The following is a 26,939-nucleotide window of genomic DNA, read 5'->3' as shown; positions in this document are numbered from 1 at the left end:
TCAGCTATATCCCCCATAAAACGGGGTATGCCACTACAATACGGTTTAAAAGGCAAAGATACTAGCTCTTTTTAATGTTAACCCTTACAAAATACATAAACGATTTAAATTTCCAGTGAGTCCTTCCAACACTAAAACCATCCAACAATTAAGCAATTTATTTTACAATAATAATGTTTCAATCCGGTGTGCCATGACCATTTTCTGCTGTTTGCTCCAGCTAAAAATCGTAAAATGACCATCCTGCGATGCTACCAATCCAATGGCATCGGGTTGATCATTCACAAACTGAGCCACCGAAAAATGTCTTGTACCACCAAGCTGACCTGGATACAGCAGTTTATCTTCTCCACCAACGATAGGCTCAGAAAAGGCAATTTGCTCTACTGTAGGTTTACCTTTTGCACGACCGATTTTAGCGCCAAAAGCAATTAGATCAAATTGATCATTAATAATGGTGGCGCCATCAACAGCGGTTAAGCCTGCTAAATGTTCTACTTCTCGCCTTAACGCACCCTGTGAGAAAATTTCAGTCTGGTTACCGCTTTGTTTAGCCAAATTTGACAGGCCACAGAAAGGAGGTTCAATTAAGTATTGAATAGGTTGAATGATTGAATCTTTCCATTTGGTATTTTCTTTTGGCACAATCAATAAAGCACCACCACGCCCGTGCCCACGCATGGAAACCGAAAACTGGATCAGGATGTTAATCGGATCATTCCAACTGGCCAATACAGTTAAATCCAATAAAGCTTTTAAAATCGGCGGACAATCACGATTTGTACAGGAAGTATCATCCACAATTCTGATTTGTTCCCCCTTTAAAACCGCCACATTGGTATATTTTCCAATGCCATAAATCCGACGGTGTTTAATTACAATTAATCCGGGTTCAGAAACATCCACTACGAAACAAAAGTTGGGAATATTTAAGGTTGTACCCCAGATGTATAACTCACCATTCTCTTCCCATACCCCTAAGTGAATACCAGAGCGTTCTATACCCGGTGCTATTTTAGTAAGTGTATTGGCGTTTAATGGTAATGGTTTTGCAAATTTTAAAGGTTTTGAAGTTTGAGAAGGCGGTAAAAAAGCAACGGATATACGAGGTGAGTGTCCTTCTTCTTTCCGCAGGCTGCTCCAAAAAGCCACGTCTATCAATGCCTCTATTGTTTTCCTGTCAGGCTGAGAAGCCAGATCAACCTCTCCCTGCGATGCGGCATTTTGATGCAAGCGAATAAAATGTTGCTCAATTTTAGCAGCAACCGTATTCGCGGCTTTATAAGTAGACGTATAACTCATGTTCCGAATTTAAGCCGAATATTTGAAATTTCTAATAAATGAAAGTTTGATTTTGGTCAAAAGATTTCTTGCTTTTTTTAGACGATGAATACTAAGTAATAAAAGTAAATGTAAGGGGTAAAATTGAAGTATCATTTTCAATTAATGAGGAGCATTTCATAAATTAAATAATTAACGGTTGTCGTTCGTTCCGCTCAACTGTTAGCACTTCGTGAAAAAACGCTCTGCACTTTGTAGTTAATCTTTAAAAAACACTATTTTTGCGATAATGAGGAATAACAGCCTATTATTGGTAGACCCGGATTTTAAAGCTGATGCATCAGTAAACTATCAGTTATTATTAAAAATAACAAACGATAGTTTTTCATATGCAGTGGTTGATCAGGACTCCAAGCAAGTTAAGGTAATATTTGATCAGCAAGGTTGTGAAGATTTGCCACATGTTTTAAAGGATGCTTTTAAAGCAGATCGTTATTTATCTCAATCGTATGAATCTGTAAAAGCTGCCATACATACCTCAAATTTTGTCTTTATTCCTAATGAATGGTTTAATGCTGATGATTTATCTATTTATACCAATTTTTTAAGTTCTGATGGAAAGATTTACAGCAAACACCATGAGCATCTTGGTTTTAATACTGTTTTCTCTTTTGAAGAAAAGATAGAACAAGAACTTCCAGAAAACGCTGTTGTTTATCCACATTCTTCACCTTTGCTTGCTTTGTTTAGACAATTGTCTGGTGATGCTTTATTAATCGACTTTACAGCATCTTCATTTAATGTTTTATTTGCAAAGGATAAGAAAATCAATTTCCAGAATCATTATTCAGCGGAAACTGCCGAAGAATTTAATTATTTCCTATTATTAATCATGGAACAGTTGGGCCTCACTGAATCTGTGCCAGTATATCTTCAGGGGATTATTAATGAAGATGATGACTATTACAATACACTGCTAAAATATTTTAATAACCTATACTTCTTCCTTCCTGCTGAAAAACAAAATTGTGAATTGCTGGCCGATATGCCTAAACACTATTTTAGCGGCTTACTTGCTCTAAGTTTATGCGAATAATTGGAGGTAAACTGAAAGGTATCCGTTTGCAGCCACCTGCAAATCTACCTGTCCGCCCCACTACGGATATGGCCAAAGAGGCACTTTTTAATATTTTAAATAACAGATTTGATTTTGATACCTGCACCGTGCTTGATTTATTCTGCGGAACAGGAAACCTGACTTTTGAATTTGCATCCCGAAATGCAGAAAAAATTTTAGCGGTAGATATGGACTACGGTTGTGTGAATTGGGTAAAAAGCGCTGCACAGAAATATGAATTTAATCAGGTGGAAGTGCGTAAGGGTGATGTTTTTAAAATACTGAAGCAAATGACAGGTGCTTACGATTTAATTTTTGCTGATCCACCTTATAATATGCCAAATATTCCACAACTTCCTATTCTGGTACAAGAACAGCAATTGCTTAAGCCTGACGGATTATTAGTGGTTGAGCATCAAAGTAACATGAAACTCAATAGCCAGCCCGGGTATACCGAAACGCGAAAATACGGAAACTCATCTTTTAGTTTTTTTGAATATGTTTAACCGCTGAGGCCACTAAGGGTTTTCGCAGAGCGCACCAAGTTTTAAATTATAAATAAACAGTCGTCATTTCGACCGCAGTGGAGAAATCTTTGTAAGTAGCACTTAATTAAGCTTAAAAGATTTCACCTTTCCGCTTAAAAATCTATATTTGAATGATGAAAATAGCGCTATTTCCTGGTTCATTTGATCCGATTACCATTGCACACGTAAACATTCTGCAACGTGCCACTCCCCTCTTTGATAAAATAGTAATCGGAATCGGATTAAACAGCTCCAAGCAAAATTTTCTCACCGCCGAACAACGGTTACAAATTTTAGAAACTGTCTTCGCAGATTATAAAAATATCGAAATACAAACCTATCAGGGATTAACTGTTGATTTTTGCAGAAAAATCAATGCCACTTATATGGTTCGTGGTATTCGTTCAGCATCAGATTTTGAATATGAAAGAGCCATTGCTCAGATTAATCAAACTATGATGCCAGAGGTAGAAACTATTTTACTTCTGAGCAAACCAGAATATTCAGCCATCAGCTCGACTATTGTTCGTGATATTTTAAGAAACCAGGGTGATGTAAGCCCTTTTGTACCGAAAGAAGCTTTAGGCTTTTTGTAGGCTTTTCTTTACTTAGAATCGTCTTCCTGAACTTATCTAAAGATCTTATCAAAAAAGATGCTGAACTAAAATTCAGCATGACGAGTGGGTTGAGGATTCTACTTAAAAAGACCGTCATTGCGAAGCAATCTGCAGCGCGGATTTTTGTGAAACAGATTGCTTTGTCGTACCTCCTCGCAATTACGATTCCGTTCGAGGGATCGTCTTCCTGAACTTGTTTCAGGATCTATATAAAAAGGTACTGGACTAAACTCTGCAGGACAATTCATCCCACTCTGCGGACATACCTCCTTAAAAAAGGATGCTGTTATCGATCGCCTTAAAAAATATCATTACAGTATTCCTCCGGCCCTCATTACATCCATAATCGACGGAAAAGTATTTTTAACCACAGGAGCCAGATGATTTTTATCCAGCCAAACGGCTTCATCAATACCCTCCTCCTTTTGTGGAATTAACTTTGGCTCCCCTTTAACCTTCATCTTATACCAGTTTGTTTTTTTAATGACCATTTTAGATCCATTTGGGTAAACATGGTACGTTTTGCAAAGCTTTTCCTCGCGTTTAAATATTTTAATCCCACATTCCTCTTCCACTTCCCTAACGGCTGCTTCCTTCATGCTTTCGCCTAATTCTAGCTTTCCTTTTGGTAAATCCCACTTTTTATTTCTGAAAATAAATAAGAAATTTCCATTAGCACTCTCTACCAAACCACCAGCGGCCTTAATGATCTCACAATTCTTTTTGAGCTTTTTAAATGTATCCTCCGGATTTTTAGTTAAAAACAAGTAACTTTTCTTTGAGCCATTCTTTAATTTTTTATAAAATGTTTGCAAATCAAAATCTTGAAATTCAAGTTGTTGAATCTTTTCCTTCTGATCTGGTAAAACATCTGATATAAACAAAGTGTTATCGTTAATATAAATTCTGTAATTTTGGGCCATGTATAATAAAAGTGATATTGAATTAAAGGTAGCGGAATTTTTATTACAAATAAAGGCAATTAAATTACAACCTAATAATCCTTTTACCTGGGCATCTGGTTGGAAGTCGCCGATTTATTGCGATAACCGCATTACCCTTTCCCATCCTCAGGTTAGAACATACATCCGTCAGAAACTAGCTCAAGCTATACAGGAAGAGTTTGGATCCGTTGATGTTATTGCAGGTGTTGCTACTGCCGGTATTCCACAAGGCGTATTGGTTGCACAGGAGCTTGGTCTTCCCTTTATTTATGTAAGAGCGAAAGCAAAGGAGCATGGAACCGGAAGTTTAATAGAAGGTGAAGTTGTAGATGGACAACGCGTAGTGGTCATTGAAGATTTAATCTCTACCGGAAAAAGCAGTTTACAAGCTGTTGAAGCATTGAGATCAGCTGGTTTATCAGTTGCCGGCTTAGCTGCAATCTTCACCTATGGATTTGAAAAAGCAGATGAAAACTTTACAGCTGCAAAATGCCGCTATCTTACCCTATCTAACTATGCCGCATTAATTGATTATGCTGCAGAGCACAGCATTATTGCAAAAAGCGATATGGAATTGTTAAGCAAGTGGCGCTTAAATCCGTCTGAATGGGGACAAACATTAAGTTAAGAATTTCCACCAACCAAATATAAAATAACCTTAAAAAAACACAATGACAATTATTGAAAGCACTGTAGATGTAAACAAACCTGTTGCCGAGGTTTATGCTTTTCTCTCTAATATGAATAACCATCAAAGATTGATGCCTGAGAATATTTACAACTGGGAATCAACAGAAGATGAGGCACGTTTTACCATTCAGAATATGGCCAAACTGGCTATTAAAATTTCCAATCGCGTAGAAAATCAAGAATTAACAGCTATCCCTACTGAAAAAGCACCTTTTGAAGTTGAATTAAAATGGACGGTAACGGATAATGGCGACGGAACAACAACTGCAAAACACATCATTACTGCAGATTTAAATATGATGATGAAAATGTTGGCTTCTGGCCCACTACAAAAATTAGTTGATCATCAAACAGAGCGATTAAAAGATATTTTAGGATAATTAATTGATCGTGCTGAATTTTTATTCAGCAGTTGCATTAACATATAGCGAGGATTTTTTCTTCGCTTTTTTTATGCATGAAATTTTCATTAATGTTGGTTAAACAGATCGGCATTTTAAAAAGTCTCACTGGTTTTACAATGAGGTTTAGGAATAAACACGACAAAAATTCAGCATAAAATGCTATAAATCAGAATTTTAGTCATAAAATTAAATAATAAAGCGACAAAATTTCCGATTCAGAAATCTAAATAGACATGGCATCTGTTTTGATCAAAAGGAAAGTATGAACTTCAACAATTTCACTATAAAAGCCCAGGAAGCGATTCAACAGGCTTCTGAAATAGCCCAAGGCAATCAGCAACAAGCTATTGAAACAGCACATCTTCTTAAAGGTCTGCTTACTGTTGATGAAAATGTAGTTTCTTACGTATTAAAGAAATTAAACGTAAATCTGAATTCCCTGAATCAGAATTTAGAAACTGAAATCGCCAAGTTTCCAAAAGTAAGCGGTAGTAACGTTTACCTGTCATCTAATACCAACAGCGTTTTACAAAAAGCACAAACATTTTTAAAGGAATTTAAAGATGAATTTGTATCGGTGGAACACCTTTTATTAGGGATTTTAGCCGTAAATGATAGCACTGCAAAACTTTTAAAGGAACAAGGTGTAAACGAAAAAGACCTTAAAAAAGCGATTGTTTCTTTGCGTGGAGATAACAGGGTAACTGATCAGAATGCAGAAGCCACTTATCAGGCCCTCAGCAAATATGCCCGCAACTTAAATGAATATGCGGAAAGTGGAAAGCTGGATCCCGTAATTGGTCGTGACGAAGAAATTCGTCGGGTCATTCAGATTTTATCCCGCAGAACGAAGAACAACCCTATTTTAATTGGAGAACCAGGTGTAGGTAAAACTGCTATCGCCGAAGGGATTGCCTTTAGAATTATTAAAGGTGATGTACCTGAAAACTTAAAAAGCAAAACCGTTTTCTCTTTGGATATGGGTGCTTTAATTGCCGGCGCAAAATATAAAGGCGAATTTGAGGAGCGTTTGAAAGCAGTTGTTAAAGAAGTTTCGCAAAGCGATGGAGACATTGTGCTCTTTATTGATGAGATCCACACGCTGGTTGGTGCCGGAGGTGGTGAAGGTGCGATGGATGCGGCCAATATCTTAAAACCTGCTTTAGCCCGAGGCGAATTAAGAGCCATTGGTGCGACCACTTTAGATGAGTATCAAAAATATTTAGAGAAAGATAAAGCACTTGAACGCCGTTTCCAAAAGGTAATGGTAGAAGAGCCAGATACGCAGGATGCCATTTCTATCCTTCGTGGATTGAAGGAGCGTTATGAAACACATCATAAAGTACGGATCAAAGACGAAGCCATTATTGCAGCGGTAGAAATGAGTCAACGTTATATTGCAGATCGTTTCTTGCCAGATAAAGCCATCGATTTAATGGATGAGGCAGCCTCTAAACTACGAATGGAAATGGATAGTGTTCCAGAAAATGTAGATGCCTTAGATCGGGAAATCATGCGTCTGGAAATTGAGCGTGAAGCCATCAAAAGGGAAAAAGATGACCGTAAAGTACAGGAGTTATCCGAAGAGATTGCCAACCTATCGGCAGAGCGTGATGAATTTAAAGCAAAATGGCAAGGTGAAAAAGACCTTGTTGATGCGGTAAATAATCAGCTGGAACAAATTGAGCATTATAAATTAGAGGCCGAGCAGGCTGAACGTGCCGGAGATTATGGAAAGGTTGCTGAGATCCGTTATGGAAAAATAAAAGAAGCTCAGGATCAGGTGGAGAAATTAAAGGCAGATCTCGAAAGCCAGCAAACAGACAGCAGAATGCTTAAAGAAGAAGTTACTGCTGATGACATTGCAGGTGTGGTTGGTCGTTGGACTGGTATTCCGGTTACTAAATTAATTGCTAGCGAGCGTGAGAAACTGCTTCATTTAGAAGATGAGTTACATCAGCGTGTTGCCGGACAAGATGAAGCCATTGAGGCGATTTCTGATGCGATCCGTCGCTCACGTGCCGGCTTACAGGATAAGCGTAAACCGATTGGCTCATTCATTTTCTTAGGAACTACAGGTGTGGGTAAAACTGAGCTGGCTAAAGCATTAGCAGAATTTTTATTTAATGATGAAAATGCAATGACCAGAATTGATATGAGTGAATATCAGGAACGCCATGCCGTTTCTCGCCTAATTGGAGCGCCTCCAGGATATGTGGGTTATGATGAAGGTGGTCAGCTTACCGAAGCTGTAAGACGCAAACCTTATTCGGTAGTACTATTGGATGAGATTGAAAAAGCACATCCTGATGTATTCAACATCTTGCTTCAGGTTTTGGATGATGGCCGCTTAACGGATAACAAAGGCAGGACGGTTAATTTTAAAAATACGATCATCATCATGACCTCAAACATTGGTGCACACTTAATTCAAGATAATTTTAAAGATTTAAGTGATGAGAACCGTGATGAAGTAATTGCAAAAACGAAAAACGAATTGTTTGAAGTATTGAAACAAACCATTCGTCCGGAGTTTTTAAACCGTATTGATGAATTGATTATGTTCACACCGCTGAACCGTAGTGAGATCAGAAATATTGTTGCCTTACAATTCAGACAGGTAAAACAAACGCTGGCCGAGATGGGAATTGAGATGGAAGCCAGTGATGAGGCCCTGGATTGGCTGGCACAGCTGGGTTACGATCCACAATTCGGTGCAAGACCACTTAAACGAGTTATTCAGAAAAGAATCTTAAATGAGTTGTCGAAAGAGATATTAGCAGGTAAAATAGACAAGGACAGCAAAATTAAGTTAGATATGTTCGATCATAACTTTGTGTTTCTGAATCAGAAAGAGGATTAATAAGTTAGGTTTATGTTGTGTTAAAGGGTCTGTCCATAATTTATGGACAGACCCTTTTGACATTATTTATTTTTGATTAAGCTTAATGCTGGCTATTCTAATCTAAACGCTTAAAGCTATTCGAACCGGAACTCTAATATATCTCCAGGTTGACAATCTAAAACTTTGCAGATGGATTCGAGCGTTTCCAAACGAATGGCTTTTGCTTTTCCGGTTTTAAGAATCGATAAATTAGACATGGTAATCCCAACCAACTCACTCAATTGCGTAAGCGACATTTTGCGACGTGCAAGCATTACATCTAGATTTATAATAATTGGCATGAATTATATGGTTAAGTCACTTTCCTTTTTAAGTTCAATTCCCTTTTTAAATACGAAAGCTATTGTTAACAGCGTTAAGCCAAAAATAAGTAGCCATATCTCAAAATCAACCTGTTTAATTAATTTACCAATTTGCATATGCTGAATGCCAGAATGACGGGTATAATCCATCGCGTTTAGCATAAATAGTAAAAATGGTAATGAGATACAATAAAACCCCATTCTAGTTAAACGTGTTATATTTTCATCATTGAACACACTATCTTGCTGCACAGAATCAATGAAGCGATAAAGATATACCAACACTCTTAATGTAAAGAAGGAGATGAATAACAATAAAATGCCATATATCCATCCCGGTTTGTTTCCGATTCCGCCAGCACTATAACCATCTCTAACCCCACGTACCCCATCATCAAGCGATAATAATAGTACGGCAACCAGGATAATTATATAACCCACCTTAATTAAGCGGATTTGATTTTTAATTTTCATGATGATACAATTTTATATTTTATGGTTAATACTATAGCTTAAATAGTGCGCATTTTGACGAATAATCTCTTTTCTAAATGCTTGCAATTACATGTAGGCGGCATACATAAAGATGCTGAAATTAACTGCATGACAAAATCCATCTTTAAATCATTATCATTTGGAATAGCCATATTGCTATTACAAGAAGAAATCTAATAACCGTCATTTTTGAGTTAATTTTGACACAAACATAAAAAATTAATTATTACAAATCAAAATATATTTATTGATTTACAATAAATATATTTTGACTAACAGATAAATTACCGAAATAAATAAGATGACAGGTAAAAACTTTATTGGAATGATTTTTGTTAGAAGTAATAGTATAAAAAACATGTGCAAACAGCAACACTTTCAGTATTTTATCCTTTCGGATTGCCGTACAATTTCGTAACTTTGCACACTTCAATATTTAAAGAGCACACAAAACGTATAAATGAGACAACTCAAGATAACGCAGTCAATTACCAACCGTGAAAGTCAATCACTTGATAAATACTTACATGAAATTGGTAAAGTAGATTTAATAACAGCAGAGGAAGAGGTAATTTTAGCAAGAAAGATTCGTGAAGGCGATCAGGCTGCATTAGAGCGATTAACTAAGACCAATTTACGTTTCGTGGTATCTGTTGCAAAACAATACCAAAACCAGGGTTTAACTTTGGGTGATTTAATTAACGAAGGAAATTTAGGTTTAATTAAAGCTGCAAAGCGTTTTGATGAAACCAAAGGTTTTAAGTTTATCTCATATGCCGTTTGGTGGATTCGTCAATCAATTTTGCAAGCAATCGCTGAGCAAAGTCGTATTGTACGTTTACCCCTAAACCAAGTTGGTTCACTTAGTAAAATCAGTAAAGCCTTCTCTAAATTAGAGCAGGAATATGAACGCGAGCCTTCTCCGGAAGAGTTAGCGGATATTTTAGAAACTACGGTTGACAAAATTTCTGATACTTTAAGTAACTCAGGTCGTCATGTCTCTATGGATGCTCCTTTTGTTCAGGGTGAAGAAAATACATTATTGGATGTATTGGAAAACCATGAGCCAAACACAGATAGTTCATTAATTAATGAATCACTTTCTGAAGAAATTAAACGCTCACTGTCTACTTTAACAGAAAGAGAACGTGAAATTATCGTTTTATTTTTTGGTCTAGGTTCTAACCATCCACTTTCATTAGAGGAGATTGGTGAGAAGTTTAACTTAACACGCGAGCGTGTTCGTCAGATTAAAGATAAAGCGCTTCAGCGCCTTCGTCATACTTCGAGAAGTAAAATATTAAAATCTTACTTAGGGTAATATTACTTTACCTTAAAGAATTAAAACGGATCGACAATTGTCGATCCTTTTTTGTTTACCAATATTTTAACTTTTCCAAAATTTTTGTTAGTTAAAAGCAATTAACTGAATAGATTGCTTCGTCGGCTGAAAAAGCCTTCTCGCAAAGACGCCAAACGTAAGACGCGTTTTATTGTTTTCGGTTGGTGAGACACCAAACCGATTGGTGGTAACTTTACTCTATAGATTGCTTCGTCGTTCCTCCTCGCAAAGACGACACACTAATCCTTGGTCGGTGGCGCACCGACCAAATACAACGCATAAAAAAAGACCAGTAACCCGATCTTATACTTATTCTATTTAGATTGCTATAATGCCTATTAAAACAACAAATGTTTTACCGTTTTTTCGATTGGTGAGACACCAAACCGATAGGTGGCAACTTTATTACATAGATTGCTTTATCGTTCCTCCTCGCAAAGACAACACACTAATCCTTAGCGGTGGCGCACCAATCTAAATACAATGCATAAAAAAAGACCTGTAACCCGATCTTATATCTATTAAATTCCACCTTGCGATTACCGCTACGAGGGGTTAATACCTAAAACAACAAATGTTTAACGGTTAAACCGTTATTGATTAATTGTTTAAGCGAATCAATACCAATTCTCAAATGGGTCTCCACATATTTTTCTGTTACTGAACTATCGCTTTCAGCTGTTTTAACACCCTCAGGAATCATAGGTTGATCTGAAACCAAAAGCAATGCGCCAGCTGGAATTTTATTGGCAAAAGCAGTGGTAAAAACCGTTGCAGTTTCCATATCTACCGCCATAGCGCGTAATGTTTTCAAATATTTTTTAAATTCTTTATCATGTTCCCAAACCCTGCGGTTAGTGGTGTAACAGGTTCCTGTCCAATAATCCCTTCCATGATCACGAATCGTGGTAGAAATAGCTTTCTGTAAGGCGAAGGCTGGTAATGCAGGCACTTCAGCAGGAAGATAATCATTCGAAGTTCCTTCCCCCCTAATTGCAGCGATTGGCAGAATTAAATCACCTAATTGATTTTTCTTTTTCAAACCACCACACTTACCCAGAAACAAAACAGCCTTCGGCATAATCGCAGTTAACAGATCCATCATGGTTGCGGCCAGCGGACTTCCCATTCCAAAATTGATAATGGTAATTCCATTTGCGGTAACACTCTGCATAGGCTTATCTAAGCCCATAATCGGTGCGTTGTCATTCCATTCAGAAAACATGCTTACATACTTACTAAAATTGGTCAGCAAGATATAATCACCGAACTGATCTAAAGGGCGACCCGTATAACGTGGCAACCAATTTTTAACAATTTCTTCTTTAGATTTTAGTCCGGATTTAACCGGGCTCTCTACTTCTTTTACTTTTTTTGATTTCTCTCCAATTGCCTCGTCTTTTTTTACGTCTTTTTCTTCATTCATAATCCTAAGTTTGGCGCCGAGCGCAGGGCGCTAAGCGTATTTACAAAAAATCCCCCCGATTTCGCGAGAGGATTTGATTTTTATGCGGCTTGCAACTTTTTAAAGTCAGCCTTTTCAAATTTTTCTATCGCATAATCGAGATTGATATGCAGCTCCTTGACATCCGTTTGTGTTGGTGTATCAAACATTGCATCTAACATAATGGCCTCACAAATCGATCTTAATCCACGTGCACCCAATTTGTATTCCATCGCTTTATCAACAATAAAATCAAGTACATCATTTTCAAACGCTAGATTTACATCCTCATAAGCGAATAACTTTACATACTGCTTAATTAATGAATTTTTTGGTGCTGTTAAAATATTACGCAATGATTCTTTATCCAAAGGATTTAAGTGAGAAAGAACCGGGATACGCCCAATCAGCTCCGGAATTAAACCAAACGATTTCAAATCCTGTGGTGTAATATACTTATAAAGATTTTTAAGATCTAAAACAGTCTCATCTTTCTTTACTTTGTATCCTACTGCCTGCGTACGCAAACGATTGGCAATCTTTCTTTCAATACCATCAAATGCCCCACCACAAATAAATAAAATGTTATTTGTATTTACAGGAATCATTTTTTGATCCGGGTGCTTACGTCCGCCCTGAGGTGGAACATTAACTACCGTACCTTCTAAAATCTTTAATAAAGCCTGCTGTACACCTTCTCCAGATACATCACGCGTGATAGATGGATTATCGCTTTTACGGGCAACCTTATCCACCTCATCAATGTAAACAATTCCACGTTCTGCCGCAGCAACATCATAATCAGCTGCCTGCAGTAAACGGGTTAAGATACTTTCAACATCCTCACCAACGTAACCAGCCTCTGTTAAAACAGTTGCATCACAAATACAGAAAGGTACATGTAAAATTTTAGCAATGGTTTTCGCCAAAAGTGTTTTACCCGTTCCTGTTTCGCCTACTAACATGATATTCGATTTTTCAATCTCAATCTCGTCTTCTTTATCAACTTTCTGATTTAAACGCTTGTAGTGGTTATAAACTGCAACTGACAGTACCTTTTTAGCATCATCCTGACCAATTACATATTGATCAAGATGTTGTTTAATTTCAAGAGGCTTTAATAAATTAATAGCCTCCTGAATATTTTTTGTCCCTTTGGTTCCTAATTCTTGTGCAAGCAATTGATTGGCTTGGGTAACACATTTATCACAGATAAATGCATCCATGCCTTCAATCAACATTAATGTTTCATGCTTGCCAGAATGGCAGAATGAACAACGGGATTCTTTATTTTGTTTCGCCATCTTTTTTCGAGTTTCTCGATAACACTTCATCAACCATACCAAATCCTTTTGCCTCGTCAGCTGTCATCCAGTAATCACGATCTGAAGCTTTCTCTACCCAGTCGTAAGTTTGACCAGAGTGCTCTGAAATAATATCGTATAATTCTTTCTTCAATTTCAACATTTCTCTCAAGTTGATCTCCATATCAGATGCTACGCCTTGTGCGCCGCCTGAAGGTTGGTGAATCATTACTCTTGAGTGTGGTAAAGCTGCACGCTTTCCTTTAGCACCGGCTACCAATAACACCGCTCCCATTGATGCTGCCATACCTGTACAGATGGTAGCTACGTCTGGTTGAATGTATTGCATGGTATCATAAATACCTAAACCTGCATAAACCGAACCTCCCGGAGAATTAATGTAAATCTGAATATCTCTGTCTGCATCTGTAGATTGTAAAAACAACAATTGCGCCTGTATGATATTCGCATTATGATCATGAATGGCATCACCTAAAAAGATAATACGATCCATCATTAACCTGGAGAATACATCCATCTGAGCAACATTTAGCTGACGTTCCTCAATGATATATGGTGTCATATTCTGAGGGTTCACATTAGCCTGTGCAATAAATTTATCTACGTGTAGACCGCCAATTCCATGATGTTTAACGGCAAATTTTCTGAATTCTTGTGAATCTATGTTCATAATCTTGTATTGCGTTTGGAGTTTGGCGTTAAGCGTTTGAATAACGAGGAGCCAAACTGGATTATTATTTTAATAAATATTTCCTGAAGTTGGTTAATTTCCGTGCCAATTTATCTAATTCTTCCAGATAATAAAGCAGTTCTGTGTCAGAAATATATTTTCTTCTTTCCAATACTACTAAAATATTCGCATTTTCAAAAGCAGATCGATGTGCAATATTCAGATAATGAGCAAATTCCTTGTTTGAAACAGATCCTGAACTCTCTGCAATGTTATTAGATATGCTAAGAGCAGCCCCATTGAGCTGCTCTGCAAATCTATATTTTTTATCTACTGACAATCGGTCAGCAATATCAAGAAGTTTATCAGTCAACTGGATTGATAACTGCCAAACTTCGAGCGATTGAAATTTAAATTGAGCCATTGCTAAATATAGGCAATTGAACAATCATTTAAACGCTTTACGCTCCCCGCCCAATACTCTATTTCTTATCCATCTCCAAAAACTTATCGTAATCTATATCTTTTTGTTCAAGAGTAACAATAGATTTGATTTGTTCGAAAGTTTTTAATGCTTTTACTTCTTCAAAAACACGATTAGCATTTTCTTTTTCTTGTAAGAATTGAACAGCATATTGAGCCAACTGATCTTCTGGAAGCGGAGCTGGGCTGTACATTCTGAATTGCGCATCTAATTTCGCTTTAGCTGCCTGAACAACATCTTCATATTTAATGTCGATGTTGTTATCTTTAATGATTTTATTTTCGATTAAAGTCCATTTAAGGTTTTTAGCAAAATCATCATAGCCTTCAGCTAATTCTTCATCCGTTAATTTTTCATTCGTAGCTTTTAACCAACGGCGCAAAAACTCATCAGGTAATTCGAATGTATGTTTTTTCAACAGGTCTTCATAAATATCGTTAGATAATTTACGTTCTGCATCCTGTTTAAACATGCCTTCTACTTCTTCTGTTATTTTCGCTTTGAAAGTAGCCTCGTCAGTTACTGAACCATCTGGGAAAATTTTATCATAGAACTCCTGATTTAAATCTGATTCTTCTAAACGGTTCACATTTTTAACAGTTAACTGAAAATCTGATTGTAAATCAGCAGCATCTTCTTCTGAAATATTAAGTGCCTTAGCAACACCAGCAACATCATCCAATGCTTTTGAAATATTAATGTTTACGACATCGTCTTTTTTCAGACCGATTAAAGTTTTAAGGATTTCGCTGTCTTTGATCAAATCTAAACGAAGCGTTGCACTGTTTGCAATTCCACCTTCGAAAACAGAACCATCTGCACCTAACTGAACCAATTCAGCATACAACACATCACCTTCGGCAGATACTTCAGGGTTTGTCATTTTGCCATAACTGCGACGAAGATTTTTAGCACGTTCTTCTAAAGTTTTCTCGTCAGCCTTAATCACATATTCAGTGTATTTATCTTTTGAGGAAACATTTACATCAAAAGCAGGTGCTAAACCCAACTCATAATCGAACTCAAATTCATCTGTATTATCCCATTTAAATTCACGCTCATTTTCTAACTGTGGTAATGGCTGACCTAAAATTTCAATTTTTTGTTCAGCAATGTAGTTAGACAAGGTATCATTTAACAGGTTATTTACTTCTTCTACCAGAATGCTCTTGCCATACATTTTCTTAATATGAGCAGGAGGAACCATTCCTTTACGAAAACCAGGTAATTGTGCTTTTTTAGCTTGGTCTTTAATCGCTTTTTCTACTTTAGCACTATAATCAGCAGGTGCGATTTTGATTTTTACAACAGCATTTAAGTTGCCGGTTTTTTCCTGTGTAATATTCATTTTTTTAAGATATGAGTATTGAGATGTGCAATTAGATTTGAGTATCAAGATATGAGATTTGAGACAAATGGCACATCTTTCTAATTTAACAGCACATCAATTTTTGTTAATCAATGTTTTTAAAAAAAACGAAGCCGTTTCGATTTAACTCAAAACGGCTTCATTTATAGTGCGGATGAAGGGACTCGAACCCCCACGCCGTGAAGCGCCAGATCCTAAGTCTGGTGCGGCTACCAATTACGCCACATCCGCAGTTAGGATTTTGTAAGGACTGCAAAGATAGAAACAAGATTGAATAATCAAAAGGTATGCACTAAAAATCATCAATTATTTTTATCAAAAAAAGCTAAGTCTTTAATTTAGAGCGAGAAAAATTTCATTTAAAAACTATTTAGAAAAGCAGTTTTAGCGCTGATCGGCTTCGGCAGTCCCGCTTTCTGCTTCAAGCCCGGTAGAAAAAACCGGGGCTTTTCGCGTCAATCGGGTTTAGTAAACAAAAAATCCTGCTCATGGCGGGTTACAAACAGGAAACCTTCCTGGCAAAGCCTTAAAACCAAAAGCAAGATTAATGATTTAGAATTTAATTAGCGTGACATCCAAAAATTCAGGTCCGCCTTCTAAAGGATAACCTTTAACTTTCTTTCCTTTAATCGTTACTTTTTTATTCATATACTGATCCAGGTTGATAGAACCGCTTTTTAAAGCATAGGTTTTATTTTCGGTTGTTAACAGGTGTGTACCATATTGAAAGGTAGTCATTCCGATTTTTTGAATCGTTCCGGTTGCCGTTGCACGGTTTGCGGTATTTGAATCTTTAAAGGAAGCGCAACCAGAAAAAACGGCTACAAATAACGATAATACAAGTATTTTTTTCATATCTGATATAACGAGGTAAGTTTAAATATTGCGACAATTAATTAAAATGCTATTGATAAATGATCAATAAAGTGCTTTCTGAAATTCAAAAAAATACTGCACCGCCTTAACCAGCCGGCTCCCGTACCAACTAAACATTTCGCCATCAACCAGCATAACTTTGGTATCTGGAAGAGCAGACTGAATTTCTTCAATGTGCTTTGAACCAAAAGGATAAGGCTCTGAGGAAAGTAAGATCAAATCACAGTTTAAAGTTTTCAGTTCCTCAAGTGTAATCTCAGGATAACGCTCCTCCTTAATCACATTTGTAATCCCGTTCATTGACATGATGTGATCAATAAATGTATTTTTGCCGGCAGCCATATAAGGCTTCCGCCAAATCAGATAGGCTACTTTTTTATCAATATGATGTTGCAATGCGAGTGTTTGCAAATCTCTGAAACCTGCAGAAATCAGGTGATTCAGATAATTGGCCTCCGGCTCCCGATCAACCAACTCCCCTATCTGAATAATGGTTTTCATAGCATCATCCAGCGTAAAAATATCACTCATCCACACCGGAAAAAATTCAGAAAGTTCTTCAACATCACTTTGCGAGTTCTCTTCCTTATTGCCAATAATTAAATCAGGCTTCAAATCCTTAATTAAATCTATATTGAGTTTTTTAGTTCCACCAACTTTGGTACGTTCAGCAAACTTTTCTATCGGATGAATACAAAACTTCGTCAAACCAATTATTTCTTGATCTAAGCCTAAATCGAAAAGCAGTTCTGTTTGTGAGGGTACAATAGAAATAATTCTTTTAGGCGGAAAATTAATGGTAATCTCCTTCCCCATCTGGTCTGTAAAAGATTTCTGCATAATGCAAAGGTAACTTAAGCAGGCGAAAAACATTAAGCTTCCATTTAGAGTTATCATTTAAGTCATTCCATCCATCGTTATGAAAAAACTTATTAAATCTATACTCATTATCAGCATCTTATTGAGCAATAAAATAATGGCTCAGGAATCTAAACTTACTGAAGTGGCTTCATTTGGAAAAAGCCAACCGATTGGTGTTAGTGTTTCGGCTAAAACCAATCGACTATTTGTGTCATTTCCAAAGCGTGAGCCTTATGTATACGGTTTAACAGAAATTGTTAACGGTCAAAGAACACCATATCCAGATAAGGAATGGAATAAAGTTGATACCATTAATACCGATAGTCATTTTGTAAACGTACAGGACTTATATGCGGATGAAAAGGGCTTTCTATGGGTGCTGGATTCTAAACCTGCAGGTGGCGCTTCGATTTTTGGAGGTGACCAAAAGCAGAAGAAAGAAGGTTACTTTAAGCTGTTACAGATTAACCTGTCAACGAACAAGGTGATAAATACTTATCATTTTAATGATTTGCCAAAGGATAAAAGTGCGCTGAATGATATGGTGATCGATCATGATAAACAGCTCGCTTATCTATCAGACCCGGGTTTGAGCGCAGTTATAGTGCTGGATTTAAAATCTGGAAAATCAAGAATGGTACTTCAGAAAGATCAAGCCACATTGGCCGATCCAGGCTTCATCCTCCATCTAGATCATCGTGATGTGGTAGACGATGCAGGTAAACCCTTTAGTTCAAATGTAAATGGAATAGCATTAACGCATGATAATCAATATTTTTATTTCAGGGCGATTAATCAAACCAAATTGTATCGAATTAAAACACAGTTTTTAACGAATGCTAAATTAAGTGAAACAGAAATTTCGCAGGCTGTAGAAATGGTGGCTGAAACCGGCGTTTGTCATGGCATGATTGCAGATAAGAAAGGAAACATTTACCTCAGTTCTTCTCCAGATTATTCGATTAAATATGTTAGTCCGGATGGAAAGCTTCATACTTTAGTAACTGACCCCAGATTAAGCTGGCCAGATTCTTTTGGCATAGGCAATGATGGATACTTGTACCTAAGTTGCTCACAATTAAACAGACAAGCGAAATACAATAGTGGTAAGGACAGAACAGACTATCCTTACCGGATTTACAAAGTAAAACTGCCTTAAACCGCAGTTAATGTTATATCATCTTTGACCACGCCATCGGCAATATTTAAAATACGACTTCCGTATTGTGCATTCTTTTCTGAGTGCGTTACCTGAATGATGGTAATGCCATCTTCTTTATTTAGCTTCTGAAAAAGTTGCATAATTTCTTCCGCCTGAGCAGATTGAAGATTCCCGGTTGGTTCATCAGCAAGAATTATAGAAGGCTGTGCAGCCAGTGCCCTGGCAATGCCCACCAATTGTTGCTGTCCGCCCGAAAGCTGATTGGGAAACAAATCTTTTTTCGCTACCATATTAAAACGATCTAATAAATCGGCAATTCTACTGGCTCTTTCTGCACCACCAACCTTTTTATAAAGCAAAGGCGCTTCAATGTTTTCATAAACCGTCATTTCGTCAATCAAGTGGTAAGCCTGAAACACAAAACCGATGTGGTTACGGTAAAGTTCAATGCGTTTCCGTTCATTTAAACGGGTTACATCTTCTTCCATAAACTCGTATGTTCCGTAGGTGGGTTCTTCCAGCATCCCCAAAATATTTAATAAGGTAGACTTACCTGCACCTGACGGCCCCATAATGGAAACAAATTCACCTTGCTTAATGGTGGTGGTTACATGGCGCAAAACGTAGTGTTTAATGCCTTTGCTGGAATAGTATTTTTCGATGTTTTTAAGTTCGATCATTTTTGGAGTATAAGTATTTAGTATCAGGTAGCGAGTATCAAGTATCAAGATCCTAGTTTTCACTTTAGTCTTTTAGCCTTGAGCTTTCAGCTTTATTCATATTTAAGTGCCTTAACAGGATTAGCTATCGCAGCCTTTCTCGCTTGAATGCTTACTGTTAAAACGGCTATAATCAAAGAGGTAATTGTTGCAATGATGAAGGGCAAAACTGGCATATCTATCCGATAAGCAAATCCATCAAGCCATTTTTTGATGAGAATATATGCGATAGGCCAGCTGATTAAATTTGCGGCAATAACTAAATGTAAAAAGGATTTATTAAGCAGATTAACGATTTGCATATTGGAAGCGCCAAGAACCTTTCTTACAGCCACTTCTTTTGTTCTTCGTTTGGCCACAAATGTGGATAAGGCAAACAAGCCAGATAGAGAAAGCGAAACAGAAATTACACTAAATATAACGATCATGTTCATGAAACGGCTATTATCTTCCAAACTATGAATAAATGCGTCATTCAAAGATTGATAATTCATGGGATAATTAGGATAATATTTTTTCCATACCCCTTCAATTTTTCCAATGATGGCTTGATAGTGACTGGAGTTAAATCTAACGAGCAAATTTCCATTTGCACTCATGCCCCCTAAATAGGTTACTTTATAAATGGTTGGAATGATGGATTTATCAAACGATTCTGCATGATAATCTTTAATTACGCCAATAATCTGAAAAACATTTTCGTAAGATCTGAATTGTTTACCTACTACAACACCACCTAACTGCTTCGCTGCAGATTCATTTAGCACGACCGTATTTACGGTGTCTTGTTTATAAAGTGGTGAAAAAAGCCGTCCTTGTAATGGTTTTATACCTAATGCAGGAAATGCTTCCATAGTTACGGTTACCATGTTTAAATTTAATTTTTTACCTTGAAAATTAATTTTATCTGCATAAGCAAATGCGTTTCCAATCACCTGAGTAGTAGCGCCAACATATTGCACCCCTGAAACTTTTCTGATATCATTTGCAATTTTTTCATCATAGTTAGCACTGATATTAATCACGCGACTCTTATCAAAACCCAAATCTTTTTGATTCATAAAGTTCACCTGCGTTTGCATCGCTCCTATTGCAATGATCAGCGTAACTGAGATCACGAATTGCAATACAATTAATGAATTACGCAATACCAGACCTTTATTACTGTTAGAAAAAGTTCCTTTTAATACAGTGGCAGGTTTGTAGTTTGATAATACCTTTGCCGGATAAAAACCAGCCAGCAGGGTGATGATTAAGAATAACCCAAATAACTGTAAGAGGATAAAAAACAATTTATGGTTTGACCAAAAGCTAATATTCAACCCCAACTGTTGATTAAAAGCCGGTAAAAATAATTCTATGAGTACGCCGCAAATCAATAAAGCAAATAAACTTTGCAATCCTGTTTCCATTAAAAATTGTCTCACAAGTAACCCTTTACTAGAGCCGAGCACCTTCTTAACACCAACTTCCTTAGCTCTTTGAAATGACTGTGCAGTAGCTAAATTAATAAAGTTAATAATGGATATTAAGAGTAAAAAAGTAACTATTAATGAAACAGGCTTGATCTTTTTTATCCAACCAGCTACAAAGGGAGGATTTTGATGAGCTTCGTCAATAGGCAATAACTTACAATTTGGTACATTGCCTGATTTTAAATAATCTGCATAAGAGGATTGGCTATTGGTGAATGTAGTTTTGAGGTTATTGATATACACTTTTTGAACATTTGCGTTTAGCTGATTCAGATCAGCATTCCTTAATAGCCTGGCGTAAATTTCTACATATTTATGCATTGTTGGATTTTGATTATGTTTATCAAACTCGCCTGTATGAATAATACCCGAAAAACTAACACTTTGTGGCGTATTGGGCTCGGTAACAATGCCTGTAACTGTAAAATCTGTAATGTCATCCCCCTCCCACCTTACTATGCTTATGGTTTTACCAATAATATCTTCAGTACCAAAAAGCTTTAATGCCAAATCCTTTTTCAGCACAATGCTATTAGGTTTGCTCAGTGCTGTTGCCTCATTGCCTTTTAAAAAACTATACGGCATCACTTTAAAAAAAGCTGAATCTGCATTACGGATCCCTTTAATCATTACTGACTTGCGATCCTTAACCGTCAAGGCATAATTTTGATACCAATCATTTTCAACTTTTGTAACAGCAGTAATTTGCGGAATATTTTGATTTAGTAATGCTGCAATTCTACTTTCATTTGAAGTCTGCCAATATTGCTTATTATCTGGTGCACTATAAGAATGAAATTCCCTAACCTGATAAACATTTTTTAATTCCGGTGACCATGTATCATAACTCTCCTCGTAGTTAACATATAGCAATAGCAACACAAAAGCAGTTAACCCTATGGCTAAACCAGTAATATTAATAGAGGCGTAAAACTTATTCTTCCAAAGGTTTCGCCAGGCTATTTTTAGATTGAGTTTGAACATTTTCGTAGTATCAGGTATTTAGTATCAGGTAGCGAGTATCTAGTATCAAGATCCAAGTTTTCACTTTAGTCCTTTAGCCTTGAGCTTTCAGCTCTATTCATATTTCAACGCATCAATGGTATTGGCTTTGGCAGCACGATAAGATCTGATGCTGACGGTAATCAAAGTAATGGCTAATGAAGATATCATCGCAATTACAAATGGCCAGATACTGAGTTCAATCCGATATTCAAAACCCGACAGCCATTGTTTAATAAAAATGTAAGCTATAGGCCAGGCAACCATATTGGCGATCAGCACCATCCATAAAAACGAACTGTTTAGCATATGAACTAGTTCCAGATTAGAGGCACCCAAAACTTTACGAATAGCAATTTCTTTGGTTCTTTGCGTGGCAACGAAAGAAATTAAACCAAATAAACCAATAAAGGAGATAAGGATCACTACAGCTGCAAAAACCTTAAAAAGCGTCCCCATTACCTGTTCGGTACGGTAATAGTTTTTTACCTGATCATCTATGAAATTAATCTTATAAACATCATCAGGAAAGGTGCTATTAAATGTTTTTTCAATCGTTTTTAAGGTTTGAAGCATATCTTTTGAAGATACTTTAATGGCTAACCTGTGGTAATTATTTTTGCTGGAAAATAAAACAATTGGTGAAATGGCTTCGCGTAAGGAAACATTATTAAAATCCTTTACCACCCCTACTACAGGTGCAATGTGCCCAGAGAGATTAATTAGCTTGCCCAATGCTTCTTCTGGTTTGCGCACATTTAGCTTTTTAAGGAGTGTCTCATTGATCATATAAGCATTTGCTGTATCGCTTTTTGGCAATAGTTTGCCTGCGATAAGCTTTAAACCAAAAGTTTTAACGTAATCTTCATCAACCATTTTTAGGTTTACCTGAAAATCAGCATCTTTTGAACTGTTGTATGAAAAATTCGTTTCACTATTATTTCGTGAGGATGGGGCCTCATTACAATAGCTAATCTTACTGATACCAGGAGTTTTTAAAATGATATTCTTAAAAGTGTTATACTTCATTTTACTTAAACTATCTGTAGGCATACTTAATAAGGCAATAGCGCTGGTATCAAAACCTAAAGATTTATTTCGGATATAGCTCATCTGCTTAATTACAACCAGGGTGCCAATGATTAAAATTGCAGTGATGGCAAATTGAACGACCACCAGTGTTTTACGTAAGCCAACACCACCAGCATTGGCTAAAACCTTATTTTTAATGGCCAGGGCCGGACTAAAGCCAGACATAATCAAAGCTGGATAAAATCCAGCCAGGAGACTAACTGTAACCAATAAACCCAACAAAAAGATAAAAATAATAGGGTGACCAAAAAGGCTAAAAGAAATATTTGCTCCAAATAAACGCTCCATACCTGGAAGTGACAATTCGGTTAAAACACAGGCAAATAATAATGCAATAAAAGTAATTAAAGTAGTTTCACTCAAAAACTGCCAAACCAGTTGTTTACGCCTGCTACCCATTACTTTACGTACCCCAACTTCTTTTGATCGACTAACAGCTTGTGCAGTAGCCAGATTAATAAAATTGATGCAAGCGGTTAACAATAAAAACAAACCAATTACACTTATACCAACCAATTGTTTGTAAGGTGTTGTGCTTCCAGCAAAACTGCCATAGTTAACATTGTGATGAATATCGTTTAGTGGTTGAAAAGAATGACTTTCTTTTCCTGGGCCTTTATCAGTATAATATTTTTCTATAAATTGTGCCAAAGGCTGTGCTAACTGATCAATTGATGCCCCTTCTTTCAGCAAAACATAACACTCTGAACCTGATGAAACGGCTCCCCAGGCTTTACTATTTCTGTCATGGTAGCTGGAATAGCTAAAAACAATGGTCAGTGGAAAACTGCTGTTTTGTGGATTGTCCTTAATTATCCCTGCTACCTTAAAATTGGTTTTGCCATCAAGGCTGATGCTGTTGCCAATTGCCTTACGCCAATCGCCAAAATAGGTAGTGGCTGTTTTTTCAGATAATACCACTTGATTAGGCGCAGTTAAAGACTGAGTAGGGTTACCAGAAAGCCACTTATAATCGAATATTTCGAAAAATGCAGGTTCTGCATAATATACATCTTCATCTGTTTTTATTTCTGGCTTGCCAGCTTGCGAACGCACCTTTATTATGCCTCCACCTTGTTGTATTGCCGCAACTCGATCAAATTGTGAAAAATCATTCCTCATGGCTGGTGCCAATGGTAGCGGAACGCCCTGTGAGTAAAACTCATTTCCATCGTTGTATTTCCACTGCGATACTACCCGGTAGATTCTATCGCCATTAGAATAATCTTTATCAAAGCTCAATTGGTACCTCACAAAAATAAAAATGAGGATACAACTGGCTAATCCAACTGATAATCCGAAAATATTGATAGCGGTGTATCCCTTATATTTCCAAAGGTTCCGCAAGGCGATTTTTAGGTTTAATTTGAACATTTTCGTAGTATCAAGTATTTAGTATCAAGTAGCGAGTATCAGGTATCAAGCCCCTGGTCTTCGCTTTAGTCTTTTAGCTTTATTCGTATTTAAGTACATCTACTGCGTTGGCTTTGGCTACTTTAAAAGTTTGCAAACTGACGGTTAAAACAGCAATAATTATAGATGTTAAAAGAGCAATTACAAAAGGCCATGGATTGATCGTGATTTTATAATCATACTTTTCTAGCCATTTACTTACTAAAATATAAGCTGCCGGAATGGCGATGATGTTGGAAATGAGAACCAACTTCATAAAATCTTTATTCAGCAGCACCAAAATATCCGATAAATTAGCACCTAAAACTTTACGAATACTGATTTCTTTGCTTCGTTGCTCTGCCATATAAAGTGCTAATCCAAGTAAACCTAGACAAGAGATGAAGATGGCAAAACCACCAAAAATATTGGATAATACACTAAGCAATTTTTCACTTTGCAGCTTTTCTTTCATCCCATCATTAACATAGGTGATTTGAGGGGGATAGGCCGGATTAAATTGCTCACCGATTTTCTTTATTGCCCGAATGGAACTACTTAGCGATTGATTTGGGTTTAGTCGCAGTAATAAAACGGAACTTTTTTTAACATTATAATAAAAAATAGTTGGCTTAACCACCTTTCCCAAACTTTCATTAAAATAATCTTGCATTACGCCAACCACTGTTAATGGTGGGTTATCACCCCAATTAAGAATTGTACCAATGGGGTTCTTTAAGTTCATCCGCTTTACTGCAGTTTGATTTAACAATACGGAGGTAATAGTATCTGCAGGGAATTTAGCTGACAAATCTCTCCCTGCAATAACTTTTGTTCCAATGGTTTTTGTATAATCAAAGCCTGTACTTCTATAATTTATAATAGCTTTATCTTCGGCGGCTTTACCTGGCCAACTTAAATTGCCTGTGATTGAGCCTCCTCCTGTGAAATTACCTGCAAACTCGGTTGAAGATATTACTGCACCATTTTTAATCAGATTATTTTTAAAAGCTTCCATTCTGGAATGATTCTTCAAATCTCCTTCAATATCCAATTGAACCATATTGTTTTGATCGAAACCCAAAGGTTTATTTTTGAGATATTGGATTTGACTATACACTACAATTGCCGAAATAATCATGCAAATGGAAAGGCTAAACTGCAAAATTACCAATACCCGCCTAATACTGAGTGAACCTGAACTTCCTTTAAAACCTTTTAGCACTTTTATTGGAATAAACGAGGACAGATAAAATGCCGGGTAACTTCCTGCTAAAAAACCTGTTAGGAGTGCCATGCTGACTAAAACAATCCAAAATGCAAAGGAACTGTAGTCTATAAAAATCTTAATATCAAGCAGGTTATTAAAATATGGCAGAAAAACTTCTAACAAAACAAATGCAATCAGCACTGCCACAAAAGAGAGAATAATAGATTCTAAAAGAAACTGGCCAATAAGTGTACTTCTTGCTGATCCCAATGCTTTTCTAACGCCAACTTCTCTGGCTCGTTTTTCAGACCTTGCCGTAGATAAATTCATGTAATTGATACATGCAATAAGCAAAACGCAAAGACCGAGAATTGCAAATAATCTTACCTCATCAATTTTTCCGCCAACAACTTCACCATTTTTAAATTCATCCCACAAATGTGATTTACTAAAAGGAAAAAGAAATGGTTCGTATACATAAGCCTTCATTGGTGGATTTTTATTTACGATAAAATTCTTTAATCTTGCATTAACATCTTTAAGTACAACATTATCCTTCAGCTGGAATATTGTAGCACAATCTATACTTCCCCAACCTGTTGCCGGAATTTCAGGTTCTATGTGTTCTAAAAAAGCCCAGGGATGCAAAACATCAAATTGTATGGTTTGATTTTTTGGAAGATCTTCTACTACGGCAGATACTTTAAGTGTTCTCTGATTATCCCATTTAATACTTTGCCCTACAACATTTTCACTTCCAAACAGCTTTTTGGCAGTGATTGAGGTAATGATTACTGAACTCGGCTCATCAAGCGCTGTTGCCGAATTACCATAAAGAAATTTATAATTAAGGATTTTTATGAAGGATTTATCTACAAAACTTGAATGAAGTTTAAATTTATTTTCCTTATTGCTATAAAGTTGCTGCCCATTATTGGTGGATAATCTTGCGGCATCTTGTATGCCCGGAATTTCTTCTAAAGCCGATTTGGCTAATTTATAAGGAACAGCACCTGTGGTGGCCAATTCTCCATTAACTTTCAACTTTAACTTGGCAAAATATATTTTATCCAGATTTTTAAATTGCTTATCGTAGCTCCATTCATAGTTGACATATAATAAAAGCATCAAACAGCAAGCCATGCCAATGGCAAGTCCACCAATATTTATTAAAGTGAATCCCTTGTTTTTCCAAAGGTTTCTGATGGCGATTTTTAAATTGAGTTTGAACATA

At 36.6% G+C, this 26,939-nt stretch carries 23 protein-coding genes and 1 tRNA gene; 8 read left to right on the top strand and 16 right to left on the bottom strand.

The genetic code is table 11. The features are described from left to right. Positions 1–162: 162 nt before the first annotated feature. Positions 163–1,302, bottom strand: coding sequence for a putative sensor domain DACNV-containing protein (locus EV200_RS03535; RefSeq protein ID WP_132529415.1), 1,140 nt, complete (start codon positions 1,300–1,302; stop codon positions 163–165). Between the two features lie 268 nt (positions 1,303–1,570). Between EV200_RS03535 and EV200_RS03530 the strand changes: the two genes are divergently transcribed. The 3 genes from EV200_RS03530 (at position 1,571) to coaD (ending at position 3,521) form a co-directional block, all read left to right on the top strand. Then, positions 1,571–2,377, top strand: coding sequence for a DUF3822 family protein (locus EV200_RS03530; RefSeq protein ID WP_132529414.1), 807 nt, complete (start codon positions 1,571–1,573; stop codon positions 2,375–2,377). Continuing rightward, entirely contained in the window at positions 2,368–2,904 is a 537-nt protein-coding gene (gene rsmD, locus EV200_RS03525; protein ID WP_132529413.1) for a 16S rRNA (guanine(966)-N(2))-methyltransferase RsmD, read from the top strand. Before EV200_RS03530 ends, rsmD begins: the two co-directional genes overlap by 10 nt. Positions 2,905–3,059: 155 nt before the next feature. After that, positions 3,060–3,521 (top strand): pantetheine-phosphate adenylyltransferase, encoded by a 462-nt coding sequence (gene coaD, locus EV200_RS03520; protein WP_132529519.1) that lies wholly within the window; start codon positions 3,060–3,062, stop codon positions 3,519–3,521. 332 nt (positions 3,522–3,853) lie between these two features. Here the strand turns inward: coaD and EV200_RS03515 are convergent, their stop codons facing one another. Next, entirely contained in the window at positions 3,854–4,465 is a 612-nt protein-coding gene (locus EV200_RS03515; RefSeq protein ID WP_132529412.1) for an NUDIX domain-containing protein, read from the bottom strand. Here EV200_RS03515 and pyrE point away from each other — a divergent pair. From pyrE to clpB, 3 genes are all read left to right on the top strand, one after another. Continuing rightward, positions 4,464–5,114, top strand: a complete 651-nt coding sequence (gene pyrE / locus EV200_RS03510; RefSeq protein WP_132529411.1) for an orotate phosphoribosyltransferase — start codon at positions 4,464–4,466, stop codon at positions 5,112–5,114. The genes EV200_RS03515 and pyrE overlap by 2 nt on opposite strands. 43 nt (positions 5,115–5,157) lie before the next feature. Beyond that, the gene (locus tag EV200_RS03505) at positions 5,158–5,556 is read left to right on the top strand and encodes an SRPBCC family protein (protein WP_132529410.1); all 399 of its coding nucleotides are present in this window, start codon (positions 5,158–5,160) and stop codon (positions 5,554–5,556) included. Positions 5,557–5,842: 286 nt separating this feature from the next. Beyond that, positions 5,843–8,443, top strand: coding sequence for an ATP-dependent chaperone ClpB (gene clpB / locus EV200_RS03500; RefSeq protein WP_132529409.1), 2,601 nt, complete (start codon positions 5,843–5,845; stop codon positions 8,441–8,443). Between the two features lie 116 nt (positions 8,444–8,559). Here the strand turns inward: clpB and EV200_RS03495 are convergent, their stop codons facing one another. Then, positions 8,560–8,766 carry a helix-turn-helix domain-containing protein gene (locus tag EV200_RS03495; RefSeq protein WP_132529408.1) on the bottom strand — a complete coding sequence of 69 codons (207 nt, stop codon included), beginning with the start codon at positions 8,764–8,766 and terminating at the stop codon, positions 8,560–8,562. Between the two features lie 3 nt (positions 8,767–8,769). Beyond that, positions 8,770–9,261, bottom strand: coding sequence for a DUF2975 domain-containing protein (locus EV200_RS03490; protein ID WP_132529407.1), 492 nt, complete (start codon positions 9,259–9,261; stop codon positions 8,770–8,772). 481 nt (positions 9,262–9,742) lie between these two features. Between EV200_RS03490 and EV200_RS03485 the strand changes: the two genes are divergently transcribed. Beyond that, the gene (locus tag EV200_RS03485) at positions 9,743–10,603 is read left to right on the top strand and encodes a sigma-70 family RNA polymerase sigma factor (protein WP_010601359.1); all 861 of its coding nucleotides are present in this window, start codon (positions 9,743–9,745) and stop codon (positions 10,601–10,603) included. A gap of 583 nt (positions 10,604–11,186) precedes the next feature. Here the strand turns inward: EV200_RS03485 and EV200_RS03480 are convergent. The 8 genes from EV200_RS03480 to EV200_RS03445 form a co-directional block, all read right to left on the bottom strand. Further along, positions 11,187–12,050: an AMP nucleosidase gene (locus EV200_RS03480; protein WP_029283765.1), complete on the bottom strand. Its 864-nt coding sequence runs from the start codon at positions 12,048–12,050 to the stop codon at positions 11,187–11,189. 80 nt (positions 12,051–12,130) lie between these two features. Beyond that, on the bottom strand, positions 12,131–13,372 hold the full coding sequence (clpX, locus tag EV200_RS03475) for an ATP-dependent Clp protease ATP-binding subunit ClpX (protein ID WP_132529406.1): 1,242 nt from the start codon (positions 13,370–13,372) through the stop codon (positions 12,131–12,133). Beyond that, positions 13,356–14,063: an ATP-dependent Clp endopeptidase proteolytic subunit ClpP gene (gene clpP / locus EV200_RS03470; RefSeq protein ID WP_132529405.1), complete on the bottom strand. Its 708-nt coding sequence runs from the start codon at positions 14,061–14,063 to the stop codon at positions 13,356–13,358. Before clpP ends, clpX begins: the two co-directional genes overlap by 17 nt. Positions 14,064–14,127: 64 nt before the next feature. Continuing rightward, positions 14,128–14,487 (bottom strand): four helix bundle protein, encoded by a 360-nt coding sequence (locus EV200_RS03465; RefSeq protein ID WP_132529404.1) that lies wholly within the window; start codon positions 14,485–14,487, stop codon positions 14,128–14,130. Positions 14,488–14,545: 58 nt separating this feature from the next. Continuing rightward, on the bottom strand, positions 14,546–15,895 hold the full coding sequence (gene tig, locus EV200_RS03460; protein WP_132529403.1) for a trigger factor: 1,350 nt from the start codon (positions 15,893–15,895) through the stop codon (positions 14,546–14,548). Positions 15,896–16,065: 170 nt separating this feature from the next. Then, a tRNA-Leu gene (locus tag EV200_RS03455) sits at positions 16,066–16,147 on the bottom strand. Positions 16,148–16,468: 321 nt separating this feature from the next. After that, positions 16,469–16,771: a hypothetical protein gene (locus EV200_RS03450; RefSeq protein WP_132529402.1), complete on the bottom strand. Its 303-nt coding sequence runs from the start codon at positions 16,769–16,771 to the stop codon at positions 16,469–16,471. A 63-nt stretch (positions 16,772–16,834) separates the two neighbouring features. Beyond that, positions 16,835–17,665, bottom strand: coding sequence for an ABC transporter substrate-binding protein (locus tag EV200_RS03445; RefSeq protein ID WP_244312943.1), 831 nt, complete (start codon positions 17,663–17,665; stop codon positions 16,835–16,837). 46 nt (positions 17,666–17,711) lie between these two features. On the opposite strand from EV200_RS03445, the gene EV200_RS03440 reads away from it, so the two are divergent. Further along, positions 17,712–18,812 (top strand): L-dopachrome tautomerase-related protein, encoded by a 1,101-nt coding sequence (locus tag EV200_RS03440; RefSeq protein WP_132529400.1) that lies wholly within the window; start codon positions 17,712–17,714, stop codon positions 18,810–18,812. Here the strand turns inward: EV200_RS03440 and EV200_RS03435 are convergent. The 4 genes from EV200_RS03435 to EV200_RS03420 form a co-directional block, all read right to left on the bottom strand. Further along, the gene (locus EV200_RS03435; RefSeq protein ID WP_132529399.1) at positions 18,809–19,495 is read right to left on the bottom strand and encodes an ABC transporter ATP-binding protein; all 687 of its coding nucleotides are present in this window, start codon (positions 19,493–19,495) and stop codon (positions 18,809–18,811) included. The two genes, EV200_RS03440 and EV200_RS03435, sit on opposite strands and share 4 nt — an antisense overlap. Before the next feature lie 92 nt (positions 19,496–19,587). Beyond that, a complete protein-coding gene (locus EV200_RS03430) occupies positions 19,588–21,993 on the bottom strand; it encodes an ABC transporter permease (RefSeq protein WP_132529398.1) in 2,406 nt (801 codons plus the stop codon). 93 nt (positions 21,994–22,086) lie between these two features. Continuing rightward, positions 22,087–24,477, bottom strand: a complete 2,391-nt coding sequence (locus EV200_RS03425; protein ID WP_132529397.1) for an ABC transporter permease — start codon at positions 24,475–24,477, stop codon at positions 22,087–22,089. A gap of 79 nt (positions 24,478–24,556) precedes the next feature. Beyond that, positions 24,557–26,938, bottom strand: a complete 2,382-nt coding sequence (locus EV200_RS03420; RefSeq protein ID WP_132529396.1) for an ABC transporter permease — start codon at positions 26,936–26,938, stop codon at positions 24,557–24,559. Position 26,939: the final 1 nt, after the last annotated feature.

Origin of the sequence: Pedobacter psychrotolerans, assembly GCF_004340665.1 — a bacterium.
GTDB classification, from domain to species: Bacteria; Bacteroidota; Bacteroidia; order Sphingobacteriales; family Sphingobacteriaceae; genus Pedobacter; species Pedobacter psychrotolerans.
Note: the sequence above shows the minus strand (reverse complement) of the source record. Positions and strands in the feature narration are given on the sequence as shown.

Coding starts and splice junctions, on each gene's coding strand:
- EV200_RS03535 (WP_132529415.1), bottom strand. CDS start 1,302: ATGAGTTATACGTCTACTTATAAAGCCGCGAATACGGTTGCTGCTAAA.
- EV200_RS03530 (WP_132529414.1), top strand. CDS start 1,571: ATGAGGAATAACAGCCTATTATTGGTAGACCCGGATTTTAAAGCTGAT.
- rsmD (WP_132529413.1), top strand. CDS start 2,368: ATGCGAATAATTGGAGGTAAACTGAAAGGTATCCGTTTGCAGCCACCT.
- coaD (WP_132529519.1), top strand. CDS start 3,060: ATGAAAATAGCGCTATTTCCTGGTTCATTTGATCCGATTACCATTGCA.
- pyrE (WP_132529411.1), top strand. CDS start 4,464: ATGTATAATAAAAGTGATATTGAATTAAAGGTAGCGGAATTTTTATTA.
- EV200_RS03515 (WP_132529412.1), bottom strand. CDS start 4,465: ATGGCCCAAAATTACAGAATTTATATTAACGATAACACTTTGTTTATA.
- EV200_RS03505 (WP_132529410.1), top strand. CDS start 5,158: ATGACAATTATTGAAAGCACTGTAGATGTAAACAAACCTGTTGCCGAG.
- clpB (WP_132529409.1), top strand. CDS start 5,843: ATGAACTTCAACAATTTCACTATAAAAGCCCAGGAAGCGATTCAACAG.
- EV200_RS03495 (WP_132529408.1), bottom strand. CDS start 8,766: ATGCCAATTATTATAAATCTAGATGTAATGCTTGCACGTCGCAAAATG.
- EV200_RS03490 (WP_132529407.1), bottom strand. CDS start 9,261: ATGAAAATTAAAAATCAAATCCGCTTAATTAAGGTGGGTTATATAATT.
- EV200_RS03485 (WP_010601359.1), top strand. CDS start 9,743: ATGAGACAACTCAAGATAACGCAGTCAATTACCAACCGTGAAAGTCAA.
- EV200_RS03480 (WP_029283765.1), bottom strand. CDS start 12,050: ATGAATGAAGAAAAAGACGTAAAAAAAGACGAGGCAATTGGAGAGAAA.
- clpX (WP_132529406.1), bottom strand. CDS start 13,372: ATGGCGAAACAAAATAAAGAATCCCGTTGTTCATTCTGCCATTCTGGC.
- clpP (WP_132529405.1), bottom strand. CDS start 14,063: ATGAACATAGATTCACAAGAATTCAGAAAATTTGCCGTTAAACATCAT.
- EV200_RS03465 (WP_132529404.1), bottom strand. CDS start 14,487: ATGGCTCAATTTAAATTTCAATCGCTCGAAGTTTGGCAGTTATCAATC.
- tig (WP_132529403.1), bottom strand. CDS start 15,895: ATGAATATTACACAGGAAAAAACCGGCAACTTAAATGCTGTTGTAAAA.
- EV200_RS03450 (WP_132529402.1), bottom strand. CDS start 16,771: ATGAAAAAAATACTTGTATTATCGTTATTTGTAGCCGTTTTTTCTGGT.
- EV200_RS03445 (WP_244312943.1), bottom strand. CDS start 17,665: ATGTTTTTCGCCTGCTTAAGTTACCTTTGCATTATGCAGAAATCTTTT.
- EV200_RS03440 (WP_132529400.1), top strand. CDS start 17,712: ATGAAAAAACTTATTAAATCTATACTCATTATCAGCATCTTATTGAGC.
- EV200_RS03435 (WP_132529399.1), bottom strand. CDS start 19,495: ATGATCGAACTTAAAAACATCGAAAAATACTATTCCAGCAAAGGCATT.
- EV200_RS03430 (WP_132529398.1), bottom strand. CDS start 21,993: ATGTTCAAACTCAATCTAAAAATAGCCTGGCGAAACCTTTGGAAGAAT.
- EV200_RS03425 (WP_132529397.1), bottom strand. CDS start 24,477: ATGTTCAAATTAAACCTAAAAATCGCCTTGCGGAACCTTTGGAAATAT.
- EV200_RS03420 (WP_132529396.1), bottom strand. CDS start 26,938: ATGTTCAAACTCAATTTAAAAATCGCCATCAGAAACCTTTGGAAAAAC.